Source organism: Streptomyces sp. NPDC006259, from assembly GCF_042870975.1.
Lineage (GTDB): Bacteria > Actinomycetota > Actinomycetes > Streptomycetales > Streptomycetaceae > Streptomyces.
In genome coordinates this window covers 125,170-143,545 of record NZ_JBIAHY010000006.1, presented here as the reverse complement: position 1 = coordinate 143,545, position 18,376 = coordinate 125,170, and the positions used below count along the sequence as shown (strand labels likewise).

Annotated in this window: 14 protein-coding genes; 6 read left to right on the top strand and 8 right to left on the bottom strand. The window is 71.1% G+C overall.

Annotated elements, in window-relative coordinates:
• Window positions 1-20 precede the first annotated feature (20 nt).
• Window positions 21-716 (top strand): NUDIX hydrolase, encoded by a 696-nt coding sequence (locus ACFYO5_RS25135; protein WP_388712615.1) that lies wholly within the window; start codon window positions 21-23, stop codon window positions 714-716.
• 94 nt (window positions 717-810) lie between these two features.
• Complete coding sequence (locus tag ACFYO5_RS25130) at window positions 811-2,010, top strand: MarP family serine protease (RefSeq protein ID WP_388712612.1); 1,200 nt, start codon at window positions 811-813, stop codon at window positions 2,008-2,010.
• A gap of 97 nt (window positions 2,011-2,107) precedes the next feature.
• Here the strand turns inward: ACFYO5_RS25130 and ACFYO5_RS25125 are convergent, their stop codons facing one another.
• The 6 genes from ACFYO5_RS25125 to ACFYO5_RS25100 form a co-directional block, all read right to left on the bottom strand.
• Complete coding sequence (locus tag ACFYO5_RS25125) at window positions 2,108-2,290, bottom strand: hypothetical protein (RefSeq protein WP_356560687.1); 183 nt, start codon at window positions 2,288-2,290, stop codon at window positions 2,108-2,110.
• Between the two features lie 127 nt (window positions 2,291-2,417).
• On the bottom strand, window positions 2,418-3,368 hold the full coding sequence (locus tag ACFYO5_RS25120; protein WP_388712609.1) for an alpha/beta fold hydrolase: 951 nt from the start codon (window positions 3,366-3,368) through the stop codon (window positions 2,418-2,420).
• Window positions 3,365-3,853 (bottom strand): phage holin family protein, encoded by a 489-nt coding sequence (locus tag ACFYO5_RS25115; protein WP_388712606.1) that lies wholly within the window; start codon window positions 3,851-3,853, stop codon window positions 3,365-3,367. Before ACFYO5_RS25115 ends, ACFYO5_RS25120 begins: the two co-directional genes overlap by 4 nt.
• An 81-nt stretch (window positions 3,854-3,934) precedes the next feature.
• The gene (gene nhaA / locus ACFYO5_RS25110; RefSeq protein WP_388712603.1) at window positions 3,935-5,386 is read right to left on the bottom strand and encodes a Na+/H+ antiporter NhaA; all 1,452 of its coding nucleotides are present in this window, start codon (window positions 5,384-5,386) and stop codon (window positions 3,935-3,937) included.
• 178 nt (window positions 5,387-5,564) lie between these two features.
• Window positions 5,565-7,523, bottom strand: a complete 1,959-nt coding sequence (acs, locus tag ACFYO5_RS25105) for an acetate--CoA ligase (protein WP_388712600.1) — start codon at window positions 7,521-7,523, stop codon at window positions 5,565-5,567.
• A 552-nt stretch (window positions 7,524-8,075) separates the two neighbouring features.
• Complete coding sequence (locus ACFYO5_RS25100) at window positions 8,076-10,775, bottom strand: SulP family inorganic anion transporter (protein WP_388712597.1); 2,700 nt, start codon at window positions 10,773-10,775, stop codon at window positions 8,076-8,078.
• A 264-nt stretch (window positions 10,776-11,039) separates the two neighbouring features.
• Between ACFYO5_RS25100 and ACFYO5_RS25095 the strand changes: the two genes are divergently transcribed.
• A complete protein-coding gene (locus ACFYO5_RS25095; protein WP_388712594.1) occupies window positions 11,040-12,323 on the top strand; it encodes a hypothetical protein in 1,284 nt (427 codons plus the stop codon).
• Between the two features lie 49 nt (window positions 12,324-12,372).
• Here the strand turns inward: ACFYO5_RS25095 and ACFYO5_RS25090 are convergent, their stop codons facing one another.
• Window positions 12,373-13,353 carry an ATP-binding protein gene (locus ACFYO5_RS25090; protein ID WP_388712591.1) on the bottom strand — a complete coding sequence of 327 codons (981 nt, stop codon included), beginning with the start codon at window positions 13,351-13,353 and terminating at the stop codon, window positions 12,373-12,375.
• A 101-nt stretch (window positions 13,354-13,454) separates the two neighbouring features.
• Between ACFYO5_RS25090 and ACFYO5_RS25085 the strand changes: the two genes are divergently transcribed.
• Entirely contained in the window at window positions 13,455-14,279 is an 825-nt protein-coding gene (locus ACFYO5_RS25085) for an oxidoreductase (RefSeq protein WP_356560671.1), read from the top strand.
• A 366-nt stretch (window positions 14,280-14,645) separates the two neighbouring features.
• Here the strand turns inward: ACFYO5_RS25085 and ACFYO5_RS25080 are convergent, their stop codons facing one another.
• A complete protein-coding gene (locus tag ACFYO5_RS25080) occupies window positions 14,646-15,482 on the bottom strand; it encodes an HAD family hydrolase (RefSeq protein WP_388712588.1) in 837 nt (278 codons plus the stop codon).
• A gap of 579 nt (window positions 15,483-16,061) precedes the next feature.
• On the opposite strand from ACFYO5_RS25080, the gene ssd reads away from it, so the two are divergent.
• Window positions 16,062-17,165: a septum site-determining protein Ssd gene (gene ssd, locus ACFYO5_RS25075; protein ID WP_388712585.1), complete on the top strand. Its 1,104-nt coding sequence runs from the start codon at window positions 16,062-16,064 to the stop codon at window positions 17,163-17,165.
• Entirely contained in the window at window positions 17,162-18,355 is a 1,194-nt protein-coding gene (locus ACFYO5_RS25070) for a TadA family conjugal transfer-associated ATPase (protein ID WP_388712582.1), read from the top strand. The genes ssd and ACFYO5_RS25070 overlap by 4 nt, the downstream gene beginning before the upstream one ends.
• Window positions 18,356-18,376: the final 21 nt, after the last annotated feature.

Here is an 18,376-nt window from a genome sequence, read left to right as displayed (position 1 = left end):
AGAGCGGGGGTGGTGGGGCGATGACGCGCGCGAGTGACACGCAGGGCGGGGCGGTGGTCCTCAGCAGGAGGGGACTGCCGGCCTGGCTGGATCCGGTGGTGGACGCCGTGGAGACGGTGCAGCCGCGCCAGCTCAGCCGGTTCCTCCCCCCGGAGGACGGAGGCGGGCGGCAGTCGGCCGTCCTGATCCTTTTCGGCGACGGCGAGCGCGGCCCCGAGCTGCTGCTCATGGAGCGTGCCAGCTCACTTCGCTCGCACGCCGGGCAGCCGTCCTTCCCCGGCGGGGCCCTCGATCCGCAGGACGGCGATCCGCACGGCGACGGCCCGCTGCGAGCCGCCCTGCGCGAGGCAGAGGAGGAGACCGGCCTGGATCCCGCGGGCGTGCAGCTGTTCGGTGTGCTGCCCAAGCTGTACATCCCGGTCAGCGAGTTCGTCGTGACCCCCGTGCTGGGCTGGTGGCGCGAGCCCACCCCGGTCGGCGTGGTCGACCCCAACGAGACCGCCCGCGTGTTCACGGTTCCCGTGGCGGATCTCACGGACCCCGCCAACCGTGCCACGGCGTACCACCCCAGCGGCCACCGAGGCCCGGCATTCCTGGTCGAATCCGCCCTTGTGTGGGGCTTCACCGCCGGGGTGATCGACCGTCTCCTGCACTACGCGGGCTGGGAGCGCCCCTGGGACCGCGAGAAGCTGGTGCCACTCGACTGGCGGTCGTGACAGGGTGGCGTCCGTGCTGTGTGTACCCGGAGGACGACCCTCCGGCCCCCGGCCGGCCTGCCGTGGCCGGGTAGAAAGAGGCGAGGCCTGAACGGTGAACGTGCTGGACATCCTGTTGCTGGTCGCGGCCGTCTGGTTCGCGGTCGTCGGCTACCGCCAGGGCTTCGTCGTCGGCATCCTGTCGGTGATCGGTTTCCTCGGCGGCGGACTCGTCGCCGTCTATCTGCTGCCGGTCCTCTGGGACTGGCTGACCGACAACTCCGAGGTGAGCACCACGGCCGCCGTCGTCGCGGTCGTCGTCGTCATCGTCTGCGCCTCCGTGGGCCAGGCCCTCACCACCCACCTGGGCAACAAGCTGCGCCGCTACATCATCTGGTCCCCGGCCCGCGCGCTGGACGCGACCGGTGGCGCCCTGGTCAACGTCGTCGCGATGCTGCTGGTGGCGTGGCTGATCGGGTCCGCCCTCGCCGGTACGACCCTGCCCACGCTGGGCAAGGAGGTCCGTAGCTCCACGGTGCTGCACGGCGTGTCCGAGGCGCTTCCCGCCCAGGCCGACACCTGGTTCGCCGACTTCTCCTCCGTCCTCGCGCAGAACGGCTTCCCGCAGGTCTTCAGCCCGTTCGCCAACGAGCCGATCACCGAGGTCCAGCCGCCCGACCCGGCTCTGGCCGGCAGCGCCGTGGCGGTCCGCGCGCAACGCTCCATCGTCAAGGTCATGGGCACCGCCGAGAGCTGCGGCAAGGTGCTGGAAGGCACCGGCTTCGTCTTCGGCGAGCGCCGCGTCATGACCAACGCGCATGTCGTGGGCGGTGTCGACGAGCCGACCGTCCAGATAGGCGGCGAGGGCCGCAAGCACGACGCCACGGTCGTGCTGTACGACTGGAAGCGCGACATCGCCGTCCTCGACGTACCGGATCTCGACGCGCCCGTCCTGCAGTTCACCACCGGGGACGCTTCGAGCGGGGACAACGCGATCGTCGCCGGCTTCCCGGAGAACGGCGCGTACGACGTCCGAGCGGCGCGCGTGCGAGGCCGCATCACGGCCAACGGCCCGGACATCTACCACCGCGGCACCGTCCGGCGTGACGTGTACTCGCTGTACGCGACGGTCCGCCAGGGCAACTCCGGAGGCCCGCTGCTCACGCCCGAGGGCAAGGTGTACGGCGTGGTCTTTGCGAAGTCCCTCGACGACGCCGACACCGGCTACGCGCTCACCGCGGACGAGATCCGGCAGGACATCGCCCGGGGACGCACCGCCAACCAGCAGGTGGACAGCGACAACTGCGCCCTGTGAGGCGGTGCCGGCCGTCGAGCGGCGGACTGCGGCCCTGGGGAAGGGGTGCGGCTCGTCGGTCGGCGGACCGGGTCCGGGAGGGTCCCGCGCCAGACCGTCAGTCGCGCGGGTGACGCAGGCGCACCGAGACCCAGCGGGCCCGGCGGCGCAGGATGAGCGGAATGCCCACCCGCAGGTCGCTGCCCTGCAACTGCGGGCCGCTGCCTCGTTGGTGGGAGTCGAGACCACCGGCCGAGTGGTGGTCGCCTGCCGCGTCACTGTAGTCGTGCGTCCAGCCCATACACCGACGTGTGCCCTCGCCCCAAGGTCCATAACCGCCCGGGAGCCCGCCAATTGGCCTATGCGGCAGGCAATTGGCTGTTCGTAGTACAGGCGTTCACCTCCGGGTACCGGTCGCGACGTCCCGGTCACCGATCGGGTTCGGGATCCTTCAGCCAGTTGACCAGTTCGGTGGAGAAGGCGACCGGATCCTCCTCGTGCGGGAAGTGTCCGAGCCCGTCGAACAGCCGCCAGCGGTACGGCGCTTCGACGTACTGGCCCGACCCGGCCGCGCTGCGGGTGCGCATCACCGGGTCCAGGGAGCCGTGCAGATGCAGCGTCGGCACGCGCACCGGCCGCTTCATGCGCCGGTAGAACTGGATCCCGTCCGGCCGGGCCATCGACCGCACCAGCCACCGGTAGGGCTCCACCGAGCAGTGCGCGGTGGAGGGGATGCACATCGCCCGCCGGTACGTGTCGATCGCCTCGTCGTCCGTCGGCCGTGGCCCGGACCACTCCCGGATCAGCCGGCCGACCAGCTCGCCGTCGTCGGCGGTCAGCCGGCGCTCCGGGATCCACGGCCGCTGGAACCCCCAGATGTGGGATCCGGCGGTGGTCTGCCGGACGTCGGCGAGCATCGCCGAGCGCCAGCGCCTCGGGTGCGGCATCGAGGCGACCGCGAGCCGCCGTACGAGCTTGGGGCGCATGACCGCCGCGGTCCACGCCAGATAGCCGCCCAGGTCATGGCCGACCAGCGCGGCGTCCGGCTCGCCGAGGGAACGGATCACGCCGGTGATGTCGAGGGCGAGGTTGGCCGGGTCGTAGCCGCGGGGCGTGCGGTCGCTGCCGCCGACGCCCCGCAGGTCCATGGCGACGGCCCGGAAGCCGGCGTCGGCCAGCGCGGTCAGCTGGTGCCGCCACGTCCACCAGAACTGGGGGAAGCCGTGCACCAGCATCACGAGGGGACCGTCGCCCAGCTCGGCGATGTGGAAGCGCGCGCCGTTGGCGGCGACCTCCCGGTGGGTCACCTTGGTCTCGCCGACGAACTCGGGCCGTACGACTGAGGCCGGCTGAGCCGAAGGGGTGGCGGGGTCCGTCATGACGACGAGCGTGCCACAGGATCGAGGGCCTTCCGGCCATGGTCCCCCGCCGGCTCGGGCCGCGGGTGCGGCTTGGCGTTCTGCAGGACGCCCGCCGACTCCTTCATCGAGGCGGCGACCTTCTGCGGGCCCTTGCTCTTCTTGGCCTTCTTGGCGAAGAGGACGCCGATCAGCGCCAGGACCACGGCGATCAGGACGTTCGCCGCGAAGGACAGCAGGAAGCAGATCGCCAGGTTCCAGTTGCTCCAGGTACGGATGCCGTACGCGAGGGCGAAATTCAGCATCGGCAGCGAGAACAGCAGGATCGCGGCGGCCACCGTGAACGCCCCGCCGCTCGTCGCCCCACGCTTGACGTCCTGCTTGAGCTGGGCCTTCGCCAGCGCGATCTCGTCGTGCACCAGCGCCGACATCTCGGTCGTCGCGGAGGCGAACAGCTGGCCGATGCTACGTTCGGCGCCGACCGGGCTGCCGTCGGGTGCGCTCATCGCGGTCTCCCTCGTCTTGTACGGTTCCGCCGTCTTCTGCCTGACTGCGTGCGGTCCCGTCTTTTGTACCGTCCCGTCAGATCATGCCGGACGGTCGCCCTCCTCGCCCGCCTCGCCCGTCACTTCGGCAAGCCCGTGGCGCGCGGCGGCCTTCTCCGCGGCCAGTCGGCGGTGCTCCGCGGCCTTGCGTTCGTGGATGTCCGCCATCCGCAGGTGGTATGCCGGGTCGTCGTCCTCGTAGATGTCCGGGATGCCGTCGAGGTCCTCGTCGCGCTCCTCGGCCTCGCAGATCCGGCGGTACTTGGCGTTGCGCACCTTCAGCAGGACGGTCGCCAGGACCGCCGCGATCAGCGAGCCCATCAGGACGGCCGCCTTGACCTCGTCGGTGAGGGCCGCGTCGCCGTCGAAGGCCAGCTCCCCGATCAGCAGCGAGACGGTGAAGCCGATACCGGCGAGCGAGGCGACGGCGAAGACGTCCGCCCAGGCGAGGTCCTCACTGAGCGAGGCCCGGGTGAAGCGGACGGTCAGCCAGGTGCCGCAGAAGATGCCGACCGTCTTGCCGACGACCAGGCCCAGGACGACACCGAGCGTCTCCGGTCGGGTGAACACATCGGAGAGAGCGCCTCCGGAGATCGACACCCCGGCGCTGAACAGGGCGAACAGCGGAACGGCGAGGCCTGCCGACAGTGGGCGGACGAGGTGTTCGATGCGCTCGCCGGGGGAGTGCTCCTCGCCCTCGCGGGTGGCGCAGCGCAGCATCAGGCCCATCGCGACGCCCGCGATGGTGGCGTGCACGCCGCTGTTGTACATCAGCGCCCAGATCACCAGCGCCAGTGGCACGTACACGTACCAGCCGCGTACGCCCGTGCGCAGCAGCAGCCAGAACACGCCGAGGCCGACGGCCGCGCCGCCGAGCGCGGCGAAGTCGATGCCGTCGGTGAAGAAGACGGCGATGATCAGGATCGCGAAGAGGTCGTCGACCACGGCGAGAGTCAGCAGGAAGGCCCGCAGGGCGCTGGGCAGGGAGGTGCCGATGACGGCCAGCACGGCGAGCGCGAAGGCGATGTCGGTGGCGGTGGGCACGGCCCAGCCGTCCATGGCGCCGCCGCCGGTGAGGTTCGTCAGTACGTAGACCAGTGCCGGTACGGCCATGCCGCACAGGGCGGCCACGACGGGCAACGCGGCGGCCCGCGGGTCCTTCAGGTCACCGGCGACGAGTTCCCGCTTCAGCTCGATGCCGGCGACGAAGAAGAACACAGCGAGGAGTCCGTCGGCCGCCCAGTGCGCGATCGACAGGTTCAGCCCGAGCGCCTCGGGCCCGAGGTGGAAGTGGCTGACGTTCTCATAGCTGTCGCGCAGCACCGGGATGTTCGCCCAGAGCAACGCGGCGACGGCGGCGACCAGCAGCAGCACACCGCCGACGGTCTCGGTGCGCAGCGCGTCCGCGACGTAGTTCCGCTCGGGCAGGGACAGGCGTCCGAAGACCTTGCGGGGAGTCGTGGCGCGGGGGGTGTCGGCGCGGGGCGCGGTCACGGTGAAGCCTCCGGTGGTGGACAGCACGGAACTCGTGCCGACCAGACTTCCCGGCTCACCTTTGTTTACTTTACCTAAGGTGAATCCGGGGTGTTCCGGCGATTCTCACGTTAGGTGCGAACAGGGCACCCCGCGCACTGGGCGCGGGGTGCCTGGACGTCGGTCCGCGGGGCCTTGCTCAGTCCTCGCTGGGTGCCGCGGGGAGCTTCTTCTGGATGAGGTCCATGACGGTGGAGTCCGTCAGCGTGGTGACGTCCCCCAGCTGCCGGTTCTCGGCCACGTCCCGCAGCAGACGGCGCATGATCTTGCCGGAGCGGGTCTTGGGCAGTTCGGCGACCGGCAGGACGCGCTTGGGCTTGGCGATCGGGCCGAGCGCGGTGCCGACGTGGTTGCGCAGGTCGGCGACCAGGTCTTCGTCCTCGGCGTTCGCCGTGCCGCGCAGGATGACGAACGCGACGATCGCCTGTCCGGTGGTGTCGTCGGCGGCGCCCACCACGGCCGCCTCGGCGACGGACGGATGGGAGACGAGGGCGGACTCGACCTCGGTGGTGGAGATGTTGTGGCCGGAGACGAGCATCACGTCGTCGACCCGGCCGAGCAGCCAGATGTCGCCGTCGTCGTCCTTCTTGGCGCCGTCACCGGCGAAGTACCTGCCCTCGAAGCGTGACCAGTAGGTGTCGAGGAACCGCTGGTCGTCGCCCCAGATCGTGCGCAGCATGGAGGGCCACGGCTCGGTCAGGACGAGGTAGCCGCCGCCGCCGTCGGGCACCTCGTTGGCCTCGTCGTCGACGACGGTCGCGCAGATGCCGGGCAGCGGAGTCTGGGCGGAACCGGGCTTGGCCGCGGTCACGCCCGGCAGCGGCGAGATCATCATCGCGCCGGTCTCGGTCTGCCACCAGGTGTCCACCACCGGTGTGCGGTCCGCGCCGATGTGCTTGCGGTACCAGATCCAGGCCTCGGGGTTGATCGGTTCGCCCACCGATCCCAGGATCCTCAGGCTGGAGAGGTCGAACTTCGCGGGGATGTCGTCGCCCCACTTCATGAACGTACGGATCGCGGTCGGCGCGGTGTAGAGGATCGTCACCCCGTACTTCTGCACGATCTCCCAGAAGCGGCCCTGGTGCGGGGTGTCCGGGGTGCCCTCGTACATGACCTGCGTCGCGCCGTTCGCCAGCGGCCCGTACACGATGTAGGAGTGGCCGGTGACCCAGCCGACGTCGGCGGTGCACCAGTACACGTCGGTCTCGGGCTTGAGGTCGAACACGGCGTGGTGGGTGTACGCGGTCTGGGTGAGGTAGCCGCCGGAGGTGTGCAGGATGCCCTTCGGCTTACCCGTGGTGCCGGAGGTGTAGAGGATGAACAGCGGGTGCTCGGCCTCGAACGCCTCGGGCGTGTGCTCGGCCGGCTGCCGCTCGACGATCTCGTGCCACCACACGTCACGGCTGTCGTCCCAGGCGACCTCCTGCCCGGTGCGCCGGACCACCAGAACGTGCTCGACGTTGTCCACGCGCGCGACCGCGTCGTCGACGGCCGGCTTCAGCGCCGACGGCTTGCCGCGCCGGTATCCGCCGTCCGAGGTGATGACGACCTTGGCGTCGGCGTCCTGGATGCGGGTGGCGAGCGCGTCCGCCGAGAAGCCGCCGAAGACCACCGAGTGCGCGGCGCCGATGCGGGCGCACGCCAGCATCGCGATCGCCGTCTCGGGGATCATCGGCATGTAGACGGCGACCCGGTCGCCCTTGCGCACGCCCAGCTCCAGCAGGGCGTTGGCGGCCTTGGAGACCTCGTCCTTGAGCTGGGCGTAGGTGAGCGCGCGGCTGTCGCCCGGTTCACCTTCGAAGTGGATCGCCACCCGGTCGCCGTGCCCGGCCTCCACATGCCGGTCCACGCAGTTGTACGCGACGTTGAGCCGGCCGTCCTTGAACCACTTGGCGAACGGCGGGTTCGACCAGTCCAGCGTCTCCGTCGGCTCCGTGTCCCAGGCGAGCCGACGGGCCTGCTCGGCCCAGAAGCCGAGCCTGTCAGCCTTGGCCTGCTCGTACGCCTCCGCCGTGACATTGGCGTTGGCGGCCAGGTCGGCGGGCGGCTCGAACCTGCGCTCTTCCTTGAGCAGGTTGGCCAGGCTTTCGTTGCTCACGACATCTCCCTTTCCAAGGGTGTCCGTTGTGTCCCAGGCCACAGCTCATCAGACCCAGGAGCCGGTGACAAGGGTCGACAGGAAATTGGTTTAGACCTGTCGGGGCCGTACGGTGCGGCTCCGTTCCTGTCGCTCCGAGTCATCCGTACCCACGGGTGCCGGTCGGGTGGAGTTCAGGGGTGTAACGGCTTTCACATTCGGGAGAGGGAGGAGCCGAGCCGTGCAGAGACGGGAGCGTGTAGCGAGGAGGTGAGCGGAGCCGGGTGACGCCGGGCGGGTGCGTGGGGAGGGGAGCCGGGTGGCGCTGGGCGGGTGTGTGGGGAGGGGAGCCGGGTGGGGACGGGTGAGGAGCCGGGTGGCGCTGGGCGGGTGCGTGGGGAGGGCGGCCGAGCGGGGCGGGCGCGTGGTGAGGGGAGCCGAGCACGGCGGGTGTGTGCGGAGGGGAAGCCAAGCCGGGCGGGCCACGGGGAGTGGGTGGCGGGGCGGGGCCGACGCACGGGCCAGCTCCGCCCCGCCCCGACGCACGGGCCGGCCCCGCCCCGCCCCGACCTCTCAGGCGCTCAGATCCGCCACTCCCACATGGTCGAACACCTCGGCTCCGCCCTCGCCCACCCCCGCCTCGCTGAGCAGGTAGGCCTGGGCCTCGCCCACGTGGAAGTACATCCCGTGCAGCTCCAGCTCCCCGGCCCGCAGTGCCCGCGCCACCGACTCATGGGCCCGCAGACTCGCCAACTGCTCGACCACATTGGTCAGGCAGAGCTGCTCGACCGCGTCGGCGGCGGCACGTCCGGCCAGCCGCGCCCAGGGTCGGCCGGGGTCGGCCATCCGCTCCAGGCTCGGCAGACCGTGCCGCAGCCACCGCTGCAACGGCGTCCGCGCGCCACCTGGTTCGGTGTCGAGCAGTGCCTGCATGGCCCCGCACCCGGAGTGCCCGCAGATCGTGATGGACCGCACCTTCAGCACGTCCACCGCGTACTCGATGGCGGCCGCCACCGAGTCGTCCCCACTCTCCTCACCGGGAGGGGGTACGAGGTTGCCCACATTGCGCACCACGAACAGGTCGCCGGGGCCACTGGAGGTGATCATCGACGTGACCACCCGCGAGTCGGCGCAGGTCAGGAACAGCTGGGACGGCTGCTGCCCCTCCCGAGCCAGCCGCGCCAGCTCACCGCGCACCAGTGGTGCGGTGTTCCGCTGGAAGGCGCTGATCCCACGGACCAGCTGACGGGCACTCGGCCGGGACCCGGCGGCACCCAGGGGCTGGGTGCGCTCGGTGTCCTCGGCAGGATCGGTGTGCTCGCCCTGCTTGGCGTGCTCGGCCTCCCCCGTCTGTGCGGTGGCTGACGTGGGCGAGGCGGGAGCGGTGGACGTGGCGGGCCCGCTCGTGGCGGCCGACCGCGTGGACTCCGCGGCTTTCACCAGGAGTGCGCCGGAAGAACGCCCGCCTGGCTCCCCGTCGAACGGTTCCACGGGCAGCCCTTCCCGGCGCCCCGAGGTACGACCACCGGGCGACGGTGCCTGCATCGGCCCGTCGCACTGGTGGTTGCGCCATGGTGTCCAGGGGCGGCAGCGGCAACCGGCGAGGGGGCTGTCCGCCGTGTCGGTGGAGACGACGGCTGGGGCGGGGGAGGCGTCCGGCCCGACGCCCTCGGTGTCGGCGCAGGTGTCGGAGTCCATGCTGGGGTCGGCGCCGGTTTGGATGTCGGTCGCCGTGCCGGTGCGGCGGCTGGTCAGCTCCACGGAGCCGCCCTGCGCGATGTGCGTTCTCTGCCAGTCCTGCAACGTCTCGTACGCCGCGTGGTCCATGAAGGAACCGTCCAACTCGACGACGACACGGCATCCTTGTGGCACGTGGTGCAGGGCACGGCTGAGGCGTGGCACCGCCAGAAACGTCAACTGCCCTCGTACGTGTACGTGATGGACACCCTCACTCTCGTCGTGGGTGATGCGGGTGCGGGCGAGGCGACGCATGGAGACGGCGACGGCCACGGCGATGCCCAGGCCCACGCCCTCCAGGACGCCGAGGAACACCACGCCGAGGGTGGTGACGGCGTACACCGGCACCTCGCGGTGGCGGGTCACCGTGCGAATGTGGTGCAGGGACACCATCTGGATGCCGACGGCCATGACCAGGGCCGCGAGCGAGGCGAGCGGGATCAGCTCCAGGACCGGCACCATCAACAGCGCGGCGGCTACTACGAGAACGCCGTGCACCATGGTGGAGTTCCGGCTGACGGCACCGGCGCGGACGTTCGCGGAACTGCGCACCGCGACTCCCGCGACGGGCAGTCCGCCCAGTGCGCCGGAGACCAGGTTGGCGGCGCCCTGCCCGAGGAGTTCCCGGTCCAGGTCGGAGCGGCCGATCACGGCGGGCACCCCGGGACGGGCGGCGATGAGCTTGTCCACGGCGACCGCGCCGAGCAGCGACTGCACACTGCACACCAGCGTGATGGTGAGGACGGCGGCGACGAGTCCGAGCACCGGACCTTCGGGCAGCCCCGCCAGGGCATGGCTGCTCCAGGACGGCAGCTCGACCCGGGGCTGGGTCAGGCCGGCGAAGACGGCGGTCGTGGTGGCCCCGGCGACGGCGACCAGTGCGGCGGGCACCTTGCGCAGCAGGCGGCCCATGCGGCCGGGGATGCGTGGCCAGAGCAGCAGCAGGACCAGAGTGAGGGCGCTGACCGCCACGGCGGCGGGGTGCAGATCGACCAACTGGGCCGGCAGGGAACGGAGGTTGTCGAGGACGGCACTCTGCGGACTGCCTCCGAGGACGATGTGCAGTTGCGCGACGGCGATGGTGACACCGATGCCCGCGAGCATGCCGTGCACGATGGCAGGGCTGACGGCGAGCGCGCTGCGGGCTACCCGCAGACAGCCGAGGCCGAGTTGGGCGAGTCCGGCCAGGACGGTGATGGCACAGGTCGTCCGCCAGCCGTAGCGATGGATGAGGTCGGCGGTGACGACGGTCAGTCCGGCGGCGGGTCCGCTGACCTGGAGGGGCGAGCCACCGAGCCGTCCGGCGACGAGCCCGCCCACGGCGGCCGCCACGAGGCCTGCCTGGAGGGGTGCGCCGGTGGCGAGGGCGATGCCGAGGGACAGCGGCAGGGCGATGAGGAAGACCGCGATGGCGGCGGATACGTCGGCGCCCGCCACGCGGAAGCGGCGGTGCGGGGCGCGCGGGGGGTTGTGGGCTGGGTGGACACGCTGGGTGTGCGGCGAGTCCGGCGTACGAGTGGGGACGCAGGCTGACATGTTTCCCGTCTCCTCCGGGGCTGCGCGGTCGCGTCTTGCGGCCGTGGGTCACGGCGTACAGCGGCGGGATGGATCAACTCTCAGTAAACGAATCGTAATGCAGAGTAAAGCCTGAGCATGGATCTTTCCGGCAAATGGGTCAATAAGTCACTCCCGTGAGTGAACTGGGCATTTCATCGGCTTGTCGTATTAATTCCTTTTCGGGTCGCGTGCGACGTTGGCGGCGCCGTTGTTGGCCCTGGAGAAGGAAGAAGGTGGGCGGAAATGGCCGCCACCCAGAGGATCGCCGCGGGCGCCCTGATCACCGCGGCGGTCGCCGCATCGCTCGCCGGCTGCGCTACGGGAACCGGAGGTGTCCACGGTCTCGACGAAGGGGCGTCGGGGCCTCGGAAGGCGAAGCCGGCGGCCCCCGCGCCCAAGAACGCCGTCCGCCTGATCGGCGACGGCTCCACCGCGTTCACCGGAGCCCAGCCCCATCTGCCCCGACCGGAACGACTGAAGCCCGGACAGAAACCGCCGCAGTTCGTCGTCTTCTCGTGGGACGGCGCGGGCGAGGACAGCCAGCGGCTGTTCTCCCACTTCCGCAAGGTGGCCAAGGAGAACAACGCCACCATGACCTACTTCCTCAGCGGCGTGTACCTCCTGCCGGAGCACAAGCGCGACCTCTACAAGCCGCCCCAGCACTCGCCCGGCCGCTCCGACATCGGCTTCAACGACGAGCAGGGCATCGCCGACACCGTGAAGCAGCTGCGCCTGGCTTGGCTGGAGGGCAATGAGGTGGGCACCCACTTCAACGGCCACTTCTGCGGCAAGGACGGTGGCGTCGGCGAGTGGTCGGTCGAGGAGTGGAAGGAGGAGATCACCCAGGCCAAACAGTTCGTGAAGACGTGGAAGACCAACACCGGCATGGCGAAGGCGGCCCCGCTGCCCTTCGACTACGACAAGGAACTCATCGGCGCTCGCACGCCGTGTCTGGAAGGCCAGGAGAACTTCCGCAAGGCCGGCCGGGAGCTGGGCTTCCGCTACGACACCAGCGGCGTCAACAACCAGGTCTGGCCCGACAAGAAGGAAGGCCTGTGGGATCTGTCCATGCAGCTCGTGCCGTTCCCCGGCCACTCCTTCGAGCAGCTCACCATGGACTACAACTTCATGGTCAACCAGTCCGGCACCGCCACCCAGGGCAACCCCGCCAAGCACGAGTACTGGGGCGACCAGATGCGTGACGGCCTGCTCAGGGGCTTCCAGCGGGCCTACGACGGCAACCGCGCGCCGCTGATCATCGGCAATCACTTCGAGTCCTGGAACGGCGGCACGTACATGCGCGCCGTCGAGGAGGTCGTGGAGAACGTGTGCACCAAGGCGGAGGTGCGCTGCGTCTCCTTCCGGCAACTCGCGGACTGGCTGGACGCCCAGGACCCCCAGCTCCTGGCCAAGCTGCGCGGCCTCGGAGTGGGCGAGACCCCGAAGCAGGGCTGGGCGTCCTTCCTCTCCGGCAGCCCCGCCCCGGCCCCGAAGGGCGTGCCCGGGGCACCGGCGGTCAAGCGATAGCGGGTCGGTCGGCGGCGACGGGCGTCGCGCGGGACGGCCCACGCGACCGTCACACCGAGGCGGCCACGCTCTCGCCGAGGACGAAGCCGGGGTCGACCTGCGCGGCCAGGTCGACCCCCGTGCGCTCGTTCCCCCACGACCGGGCGTTCTTCAGATGGAAGTGCACCATCTGGCGGGTGTAGCGCTCCCAGTCGCGCCGCTCGTACGCCGAGTCGGCGGCCGCCCGCAGCACGTCCAGGGCGTGGCGGTTGGTGGGCTCCAGGGAGTCGAACCGGGGTGGCCGGCCCTTCTCCATGGCCCGTACCCAGTCGGAGTGCCCGACCGTCACGAGCAGGTCGTCCCCCACCTCGGCGCGGAGGAAGTCCAGGTCGTCAGGGCCCTGGACCTTGTTCCCCACGACCCTCAGCTCGACGCCGAAGTCATGGGCGTACTCCTTGTACTGGCGGTAGACGGAGACCCCCTTCCGGGTCGGCTCGGCGACGAGGAACGTGATGTCGAAGCGGGTGAACATGCCGGAGGCGAAGGAGTCCGAACCCGCCGTCATGTCGACGACCATGTACTCGTCGCGGCCGTCCACCAGGTGGTTCAGGCACAGTTCCACCGCTCCCGTCTTGGAGTGGTAGCAGGCGACCCCGAGGTCGGCGTCCGTGAAGGGTCCCGTGACCATCAAACGGACGGCGCCACCGTCGAGTTCCACCGGTCGGGCGCACGCGTCGTACACCGGGTTGTCCTCCGACACCCGCAGCAGCCGCGAGCCCTCGCCGGGCGGAGTGGTCTTGATCATCGTGTCGGCGGAGGCGATGCGGGGGTTGGTGCCACGCAGATAGTCCTTGATCAGCGGCAGCCGGTCGCCCATCGCGGGCAGTGCCGAGGCCTCGGCCTCTTCGAGTCCGAGCGCGGCGCCCAGGTGCTGGTTGATATCGGCGTCGACCGCGATCACCGGAACACCGCCGACCGCGAGATGGCGGACGAACAGGGAGGACAGCGTGGTCTTGCCGCTGCCGCCCTTCCCAACGAAAGCAATTTTCATGTTCACCAAGAGTAGTGGGCCGAACGCGCCGCGTGGCGCAGCCGCGTGAGGAAGACCACTCCATCGTGGGGTCCTCGCCCCCGTTGCGTAATGTCGTACTCATGAGTACGACAGGCGCTACCGCCGATCCGCTCGCAGCCCTGGGATCGCTGCCCGGGGTGGCCGACTCCGTCGAAACCGTGCGCAAGGCCGTGGACCGGGTCTACGGGCACCGCATCATGCGACGCCGGAGCACCGCGATCACCTCCGAGGCCGCCCTGCGCGGCTCCCGCGGCTCGGCGGCTCTCTCCGGCGCGGACTGGGCCCTGGAGGAGGTGCGCCGGCGCAGTGACTTCGGTGCCGACGACGAGGCGCGCGTCGTCGGCGCGGCCCTGCGGCTGACCGCCGAGGCGGGCCAGCTGCTGTCCATCTGGCGGCAGTCACCGTTGCGCGTGCTCGCGCGGCTGCACCTGGTGGCCGCGGCCACCGGCGGTGAGGAGGTCGGACGCCCCAGGCGGGCGGGCGAGCCGGTCGACGAGCCGCTGATCGAGCTGCCGGCGCCGAGCGCGGACGAGGTCTCCGGCCGACTGGAGGGGCTGTCCGCGCTGATCCTCGCGGGCAGTTCCGCCCCGGCCCTGGTCACGGCCGCAGTCGTTCACGGCGAACTCCTCGCTCTGCGCCCCTTCGCCTCGTACAACGGCCTGGTGGCACGCGCCGCCGAGCGCATCGTCCTGATCGGCAGCGGTCTCGACCCCAAGTCGGTCTGCCCCGCCGAGGTCGGCCACGCGGAACTGGGCCGGGCGGCCTACCTCGCGGCCCTGGGCGGCTACGTGTCCGGCACCCCGGAGGGCATGGCGGCCTGGATCGCTCACTGCGGCAGGGCGGTCGAACTGGGGGCGCGGGAGTCGACAGCGGTGTGCGAGGCGCTTCAGCGCGGGGCGGCGTAACGGCGACAGGCTCCCCGGAGGGAGCCTGGAAAAGGGTTGCGGCGGTACGAGGTCTCGTACCGCCGCCGGCATGCTCACCGTGTTACCAGGCGTCCTCGATATGTGCCCATCAGGTCGGGAACTTCGCCCGTCACCTGGTGCGGCTGGCCCGTAATCGACGGGTCGACGTCGCGTGGGTGCTCGGTGCTCATGCTTCGGTCCGTGGGGCCGATTGCGTTATTAAGGTGATCCTCGCGGATGTCCTTGGTCTCGCGGGCCGTTGAGTCCTTTCTACTCCAGGACCCCGAGAAGCGGAAGTGCTGGCGCCGGTTCTTTACTCAAGCTCTCAAACAGGTGGTAAACGGGCACAGTCGGGGAGCGTGCGGCTCAGGCGATCGCTGGCGTCCGCCGCCTGCTGGCGTACCAGACCAGGCCTGCCGTCGCGGCCGCGGCTCCCAGCGCCGCCATCGCGACGAGCGCCGGGCGGGGCGGGACGGAGAACCCGGGAATGCGCTGCTTGAGCCGCACCGGCCGGTGGAAGTCCAGGATCGGCCACCCGCGCGCGACGGCCTCACGGCGCAGCGCGCGGTCCGGATTCACGGCGTGCGGGTGGCCGACCGCCTCCAGCATCGGCAGATCCGTCGCCGAGTCGCTGTAGGCGTAGCAGCGCGCGAGGTCGTACCCCTCGGAGCCGGCCAGCTCCCTGACGGCCTCCGCCTTGGTCGGGCCGTACGCGTAGTACTCCACGTCCCCGGTGAAGCAGCCGTCCTCGCCCACCACCATCCGGGTGGCCACCACGCGGTCCGCGCCGAGCAGCTCGCCGATCGGTTCGACCACCTCCGCACCGGACGTGGACACGATGACGACGTCGCGGCCGGCGGTGTGGTGCTCCTCGATGAGGGAGGCGGCCTCGTCGTAGATGAGCGGGTCGATCAGGTCGTGAAGGGTCTCGGCGACGATCTCCTTCACCTGCTGGACGTTCCAGCCGCGGACCATCGCGGAGAGGTACTCGCGGGTCCGCTCCATCTGGTCGTGGTCCATACCGCCGACGAGGAAGACGAACTGGGCATACGCGGTACGCAGGGCCGCCCTGCGGTTGATCAGCCCTCCTTGGTAGAAGGACTTGCTGAAGGTGAGCGTGCTCGACTTCGCAATGACCGTCTTGTCCAGGTCAAAGAAGGCCGCTGTGCGGGGCAAGGAGTGGTTTTCCACACCCTTGAGCATAGGGGCAGCTCATTCGGCGTAAGGTCGGCGTGTGGGTTTGCCTGAGAGGGCCCTCGGGTACACCATGGAAGTCACGGATCGTTCGCGACCGTGCTAACCCGGTCCGACTCCTCCCCCCCCGAGTCGGCCGTGGAGACGACCCCCGCTCTCCCCCCCGGCGGGGGTCGTCGCATGTCCGGATGGCTTTTCCCCTCTTTCTACGCGGGCGCGGTGCCGTATCGAGGCGACGCGGACCGCGCCTTCGGCATGCCCGCACTCCGTGACGTTGAGTAATCATCGGACTGCTCTGCGGGCGTCGTACACCAGGCGGACAGCGCTCACCGGTATGAGTGACGGCGATATTCACAACTCCCCGCTCGTCCACAGTTATCCACCAAGATCCACATGATTTCCTCCTTCGTCGCACCGTGATTCCGACACGTCCGCTCACGCCGAGTTCAGGACCGGTTCCGTTTTCCGGTCTCCCGAACCGGTTTACGCCGGACGTTCATATGGAGACCGGGTGTCGGTTCTTCACACGTACGGGAATCGCGAGGCCGCGCAGGACTGCGCGCCACGCGGCGAAGGGGGAGGGAAACCGTGACCGGAGCCGTCACACACGAACCGCCGTCCGCTGCCGGAGGGCGGCACGGCAGGCCGCTGATCGTCACCGAGGACGCGGCACTCCTCGACGACCTGCTCAGGCTGTGCGCCGCGGCCGGCGCCACACCCGAGGTGCACCACTCGGTGCCCGAACAGCGCGGCGGCTGGGAGTCCGCGCCGCTCGTCCTGGTCGGCGACGACGCCGCGCGCCGGGTCCGCGGTGCCGCCCGCCGCCGCGGAGTGGTCCTCGTCGGGCGCGATCAGGACGATTCGGGGGTGTGGCGCAGGGCCGTCGAGATCGGCGCCGACCACGTCCTCGTGCTGCCCGACGGGGAACAGTGGCTCGTCGACCGGATCGCCGACGTCGCCGAAGGCGTCGGTCGGCCCGCCCTCACCGTCGGAGTCGTCGGCGGGCGCGGCGGGGCCGGGGCGTCCACGCTCGCCTGCGCCCTCGCCGTCACCTCCGCGCGTGAGGGACTGCGCACCCTGCTGGTGGACGCGGATCCACTGGGCGGCGGACTCGACGTCCTCCTCGGCGGCGAGGCCGTCGAGGGGCTGCGCTGGCCGGCGTTCGCCGCCTCACGCGGACGCGTCGGCGGCGGCGCCCTGGAGGAGTCGCTGCCCGAACTGCATCAGCTGCGGGTGCTCAGCTGGGACCGCGGCGACTGCGTCGCCATTCCGCCTCCGGCGGTGCGGGCGGTGCTCGCGGCTGCCCGCCGCCGCGGCGGCACGGTCGTCGTCGACCTGCCGCGGCGCATCGACGACGGGGTCGCCGAGGTCCTCGCCCAGCTCGACGTCGGGCTCCTCGTGGTCCCCGCCGAGCTGCGGGCCGTCGCGGCGGCCGGACGAGTGGCCTCCGCGATCGGCATGGTCCTGCGCGACCTGAGGGTGGCGGTACGCGGCCCGCACGCCCCCGGCCTCGACGACCGCGAGGTGGCCCGCCTGCTCGGCCTGCCCCTGGCCGGCGAGGTGCCCGTCGAGTCCGGCCTGCTGCGTCCGGACGGCGGCACGTCCCCGCCCGGAGCGTCCGCGCGGGGACCGCTCGCCCGCTTCTGCAAGGAGTTCTGGGAGCGGGCCCTGACCGAGGCGGGTGCCGCATGAGCGCCGGGCCCCGGCTCGACCGGCCCCGAGGATCCGGCACACTCCTCGACGGCGTACGGCAGTGGCTCGTCGAGAGCGGAGCCGAACCCACCCCCGCGCGTGTGGCGCAGGCGCTGCGCGAACAGGGGCGGGTCCTCGGCGACGCGGAAGTCCTGGGCGCCGCCGAGCAGTTGCGCTCCGAGCTGGTCGGCAGCGGCCCGCTGGAGCCGCTGCTCGCCGACCCGTCGGTGACCGACGTGCTGGTGTCGGCCCCCGACCGCGTGTGGGTCGACCGGGGTGGCGGCCTGGAGCTGACCACCGTCTCCTTCCCGGACGCGTCCGCTGTGCGACGCCTGGCACAGCGTCTGGCCGCGGTGGCCGGCCGGCGCCTGGACGACGCCCGTCCGTGGGCCGACGCCCGGTTGCCCGACGGGACCAGGCTGCACGCGGTGCTGCCCCCGGTGGCCGTCGGCTGCACCTGCCTGTCACTGCGCGTGGTACGGCCACGGGCGTTCACCCTCGACGAACTCGTGGCGGCGGGGACGGTGCCGCCGGGTGGCGACCAGGTACTGCGAGCGTTGCTGCGGGCCCGCCTGTCCTTCCTGGTCAGCGGGGGCACCGGCAGCGGCAAGACGACGCTGCTCAGCGCACTCCTGGGGCTGGTCGGGCCGGGAGAGCGGATCGTGCTGGCGGAGGACTCGGCCGAACTGCGGCCGGACCACCCGCACGTCGTCCGGCTGGAGACCAGGCCCGCCAACCAGGAGGGCGCCGGCCTGGTCACCCTTGAGGACCTCGTGCGGCAGGCCTTGCGGATGCGGCCGGACCGGCTGGTCGTGGGCGAGGTGCGCGGCGCGGAGGTCGTCCACCTGCTGGCCGCGCTGAACACCGGCCACGAGGGCGGGTGCGGCACGGTCCACGCCAATGCCGCGGCCGACGTTCCCGCCCGGCTGGAAGCGCTCGGTACGGCGGCCGGGCTCGACAGGGCGGCTCTGCACAGCCAGTTGGCGGCCGCGCTCTCCGTGGTCCTGCACCTGGTGCGCGGCCCGGCCGGGCGGCGACGGATCGCCGAGGTGCATGTGCTGGAGCGGGACTCCTCGGGACTTGTACGAACTGTGCCGGCCCTGCGATGGCAGGCGGACGCGTTCGTGTACGAGCGCGGTTGGGAGCGGCTCAGGGAGCTGCTGGGGAGCGAGGGCGAGCGATGGGAGTGACCGGCGTGGTGGGTGAAGTAC

Excerpts from the sequence above, each read along its gene's own strand:
- ACFYO5_RS25095 (WP_388712594.1), top strand. The coding sequence starts at position 11,040 with ATGGCCGCCACCCAGAGGATCGCCGCGGGCGCCCTGATCACCGCGGCG.
- ACFYO5_RS25080 (WP_388712588.1), bottom strand. The coding sequence starts at position 15,482 with ATGCTCAAGGGTGTGGAAAACCACTCCTTGCCCCGCACAGCGGCCTTC.
- ACFYO5_RS25085 (WP_356560671.1), top strand. The coding sequence starts at position 13,455 with ATGAGTACGACAGGCGCTACCGCCGATCCGCTCGCAGCCCTGGGATCG.
- ACFYO5_RS25120 (WP_388712609.1), bottom strand. The coding sequence starts at position 3,368 with ATGACGGACCCCGCCACCCCTTCGGCTCAGCCGGCCTCAGTCGTACGG.
- ACFYO5_RS25115 (WP_388712606.1), bottom strand. The coding sequence starts at position 3,853 with ATGAGCGCACCCGACGGCAGCCCGGTCGGCGCCGAACGTAGCATCGGC.
- ACFYO5_RS25100 (WP_388712597.1), bottom strand. The coding sequence starts at position 10,775 with ATGTCAGCCTGCGTCCCCACTCGTACGCCGGACTCGCCGCACACCCAG.
- ACFYO5_RS25070 (WP_388712582.1), top strand. The coding sequence starts at position 17,162 with ATGAGCGCCGGGCCCCGGCTCGACCGGCCCCGAGGATCCGGCACACTC.
- ACFYO5_RS25125 (WP_356560687.1), bottom strand. The coding sequence starts at position 2,290 with ATGGGCTGGACGCACGACTACAGTGACGCGGCAGGCGACCACCACTCG.
- ACFYO5_RS25090 (WP_388712591.1), bottom strand. The coding sequence starts at position 13,353 with ATGAAAATTGCTTTCGTTGGGAAGGGCGGCAGCGGCAAGACCACGCTG.
- ACFYO5_RS25135 (WP_388712615.1), top strand. The coding sequence starts at position 21 with ATGACGCGCGCGAGTGACACGCAGGGCGGGGCGGTGGTCCTCAGCAGG.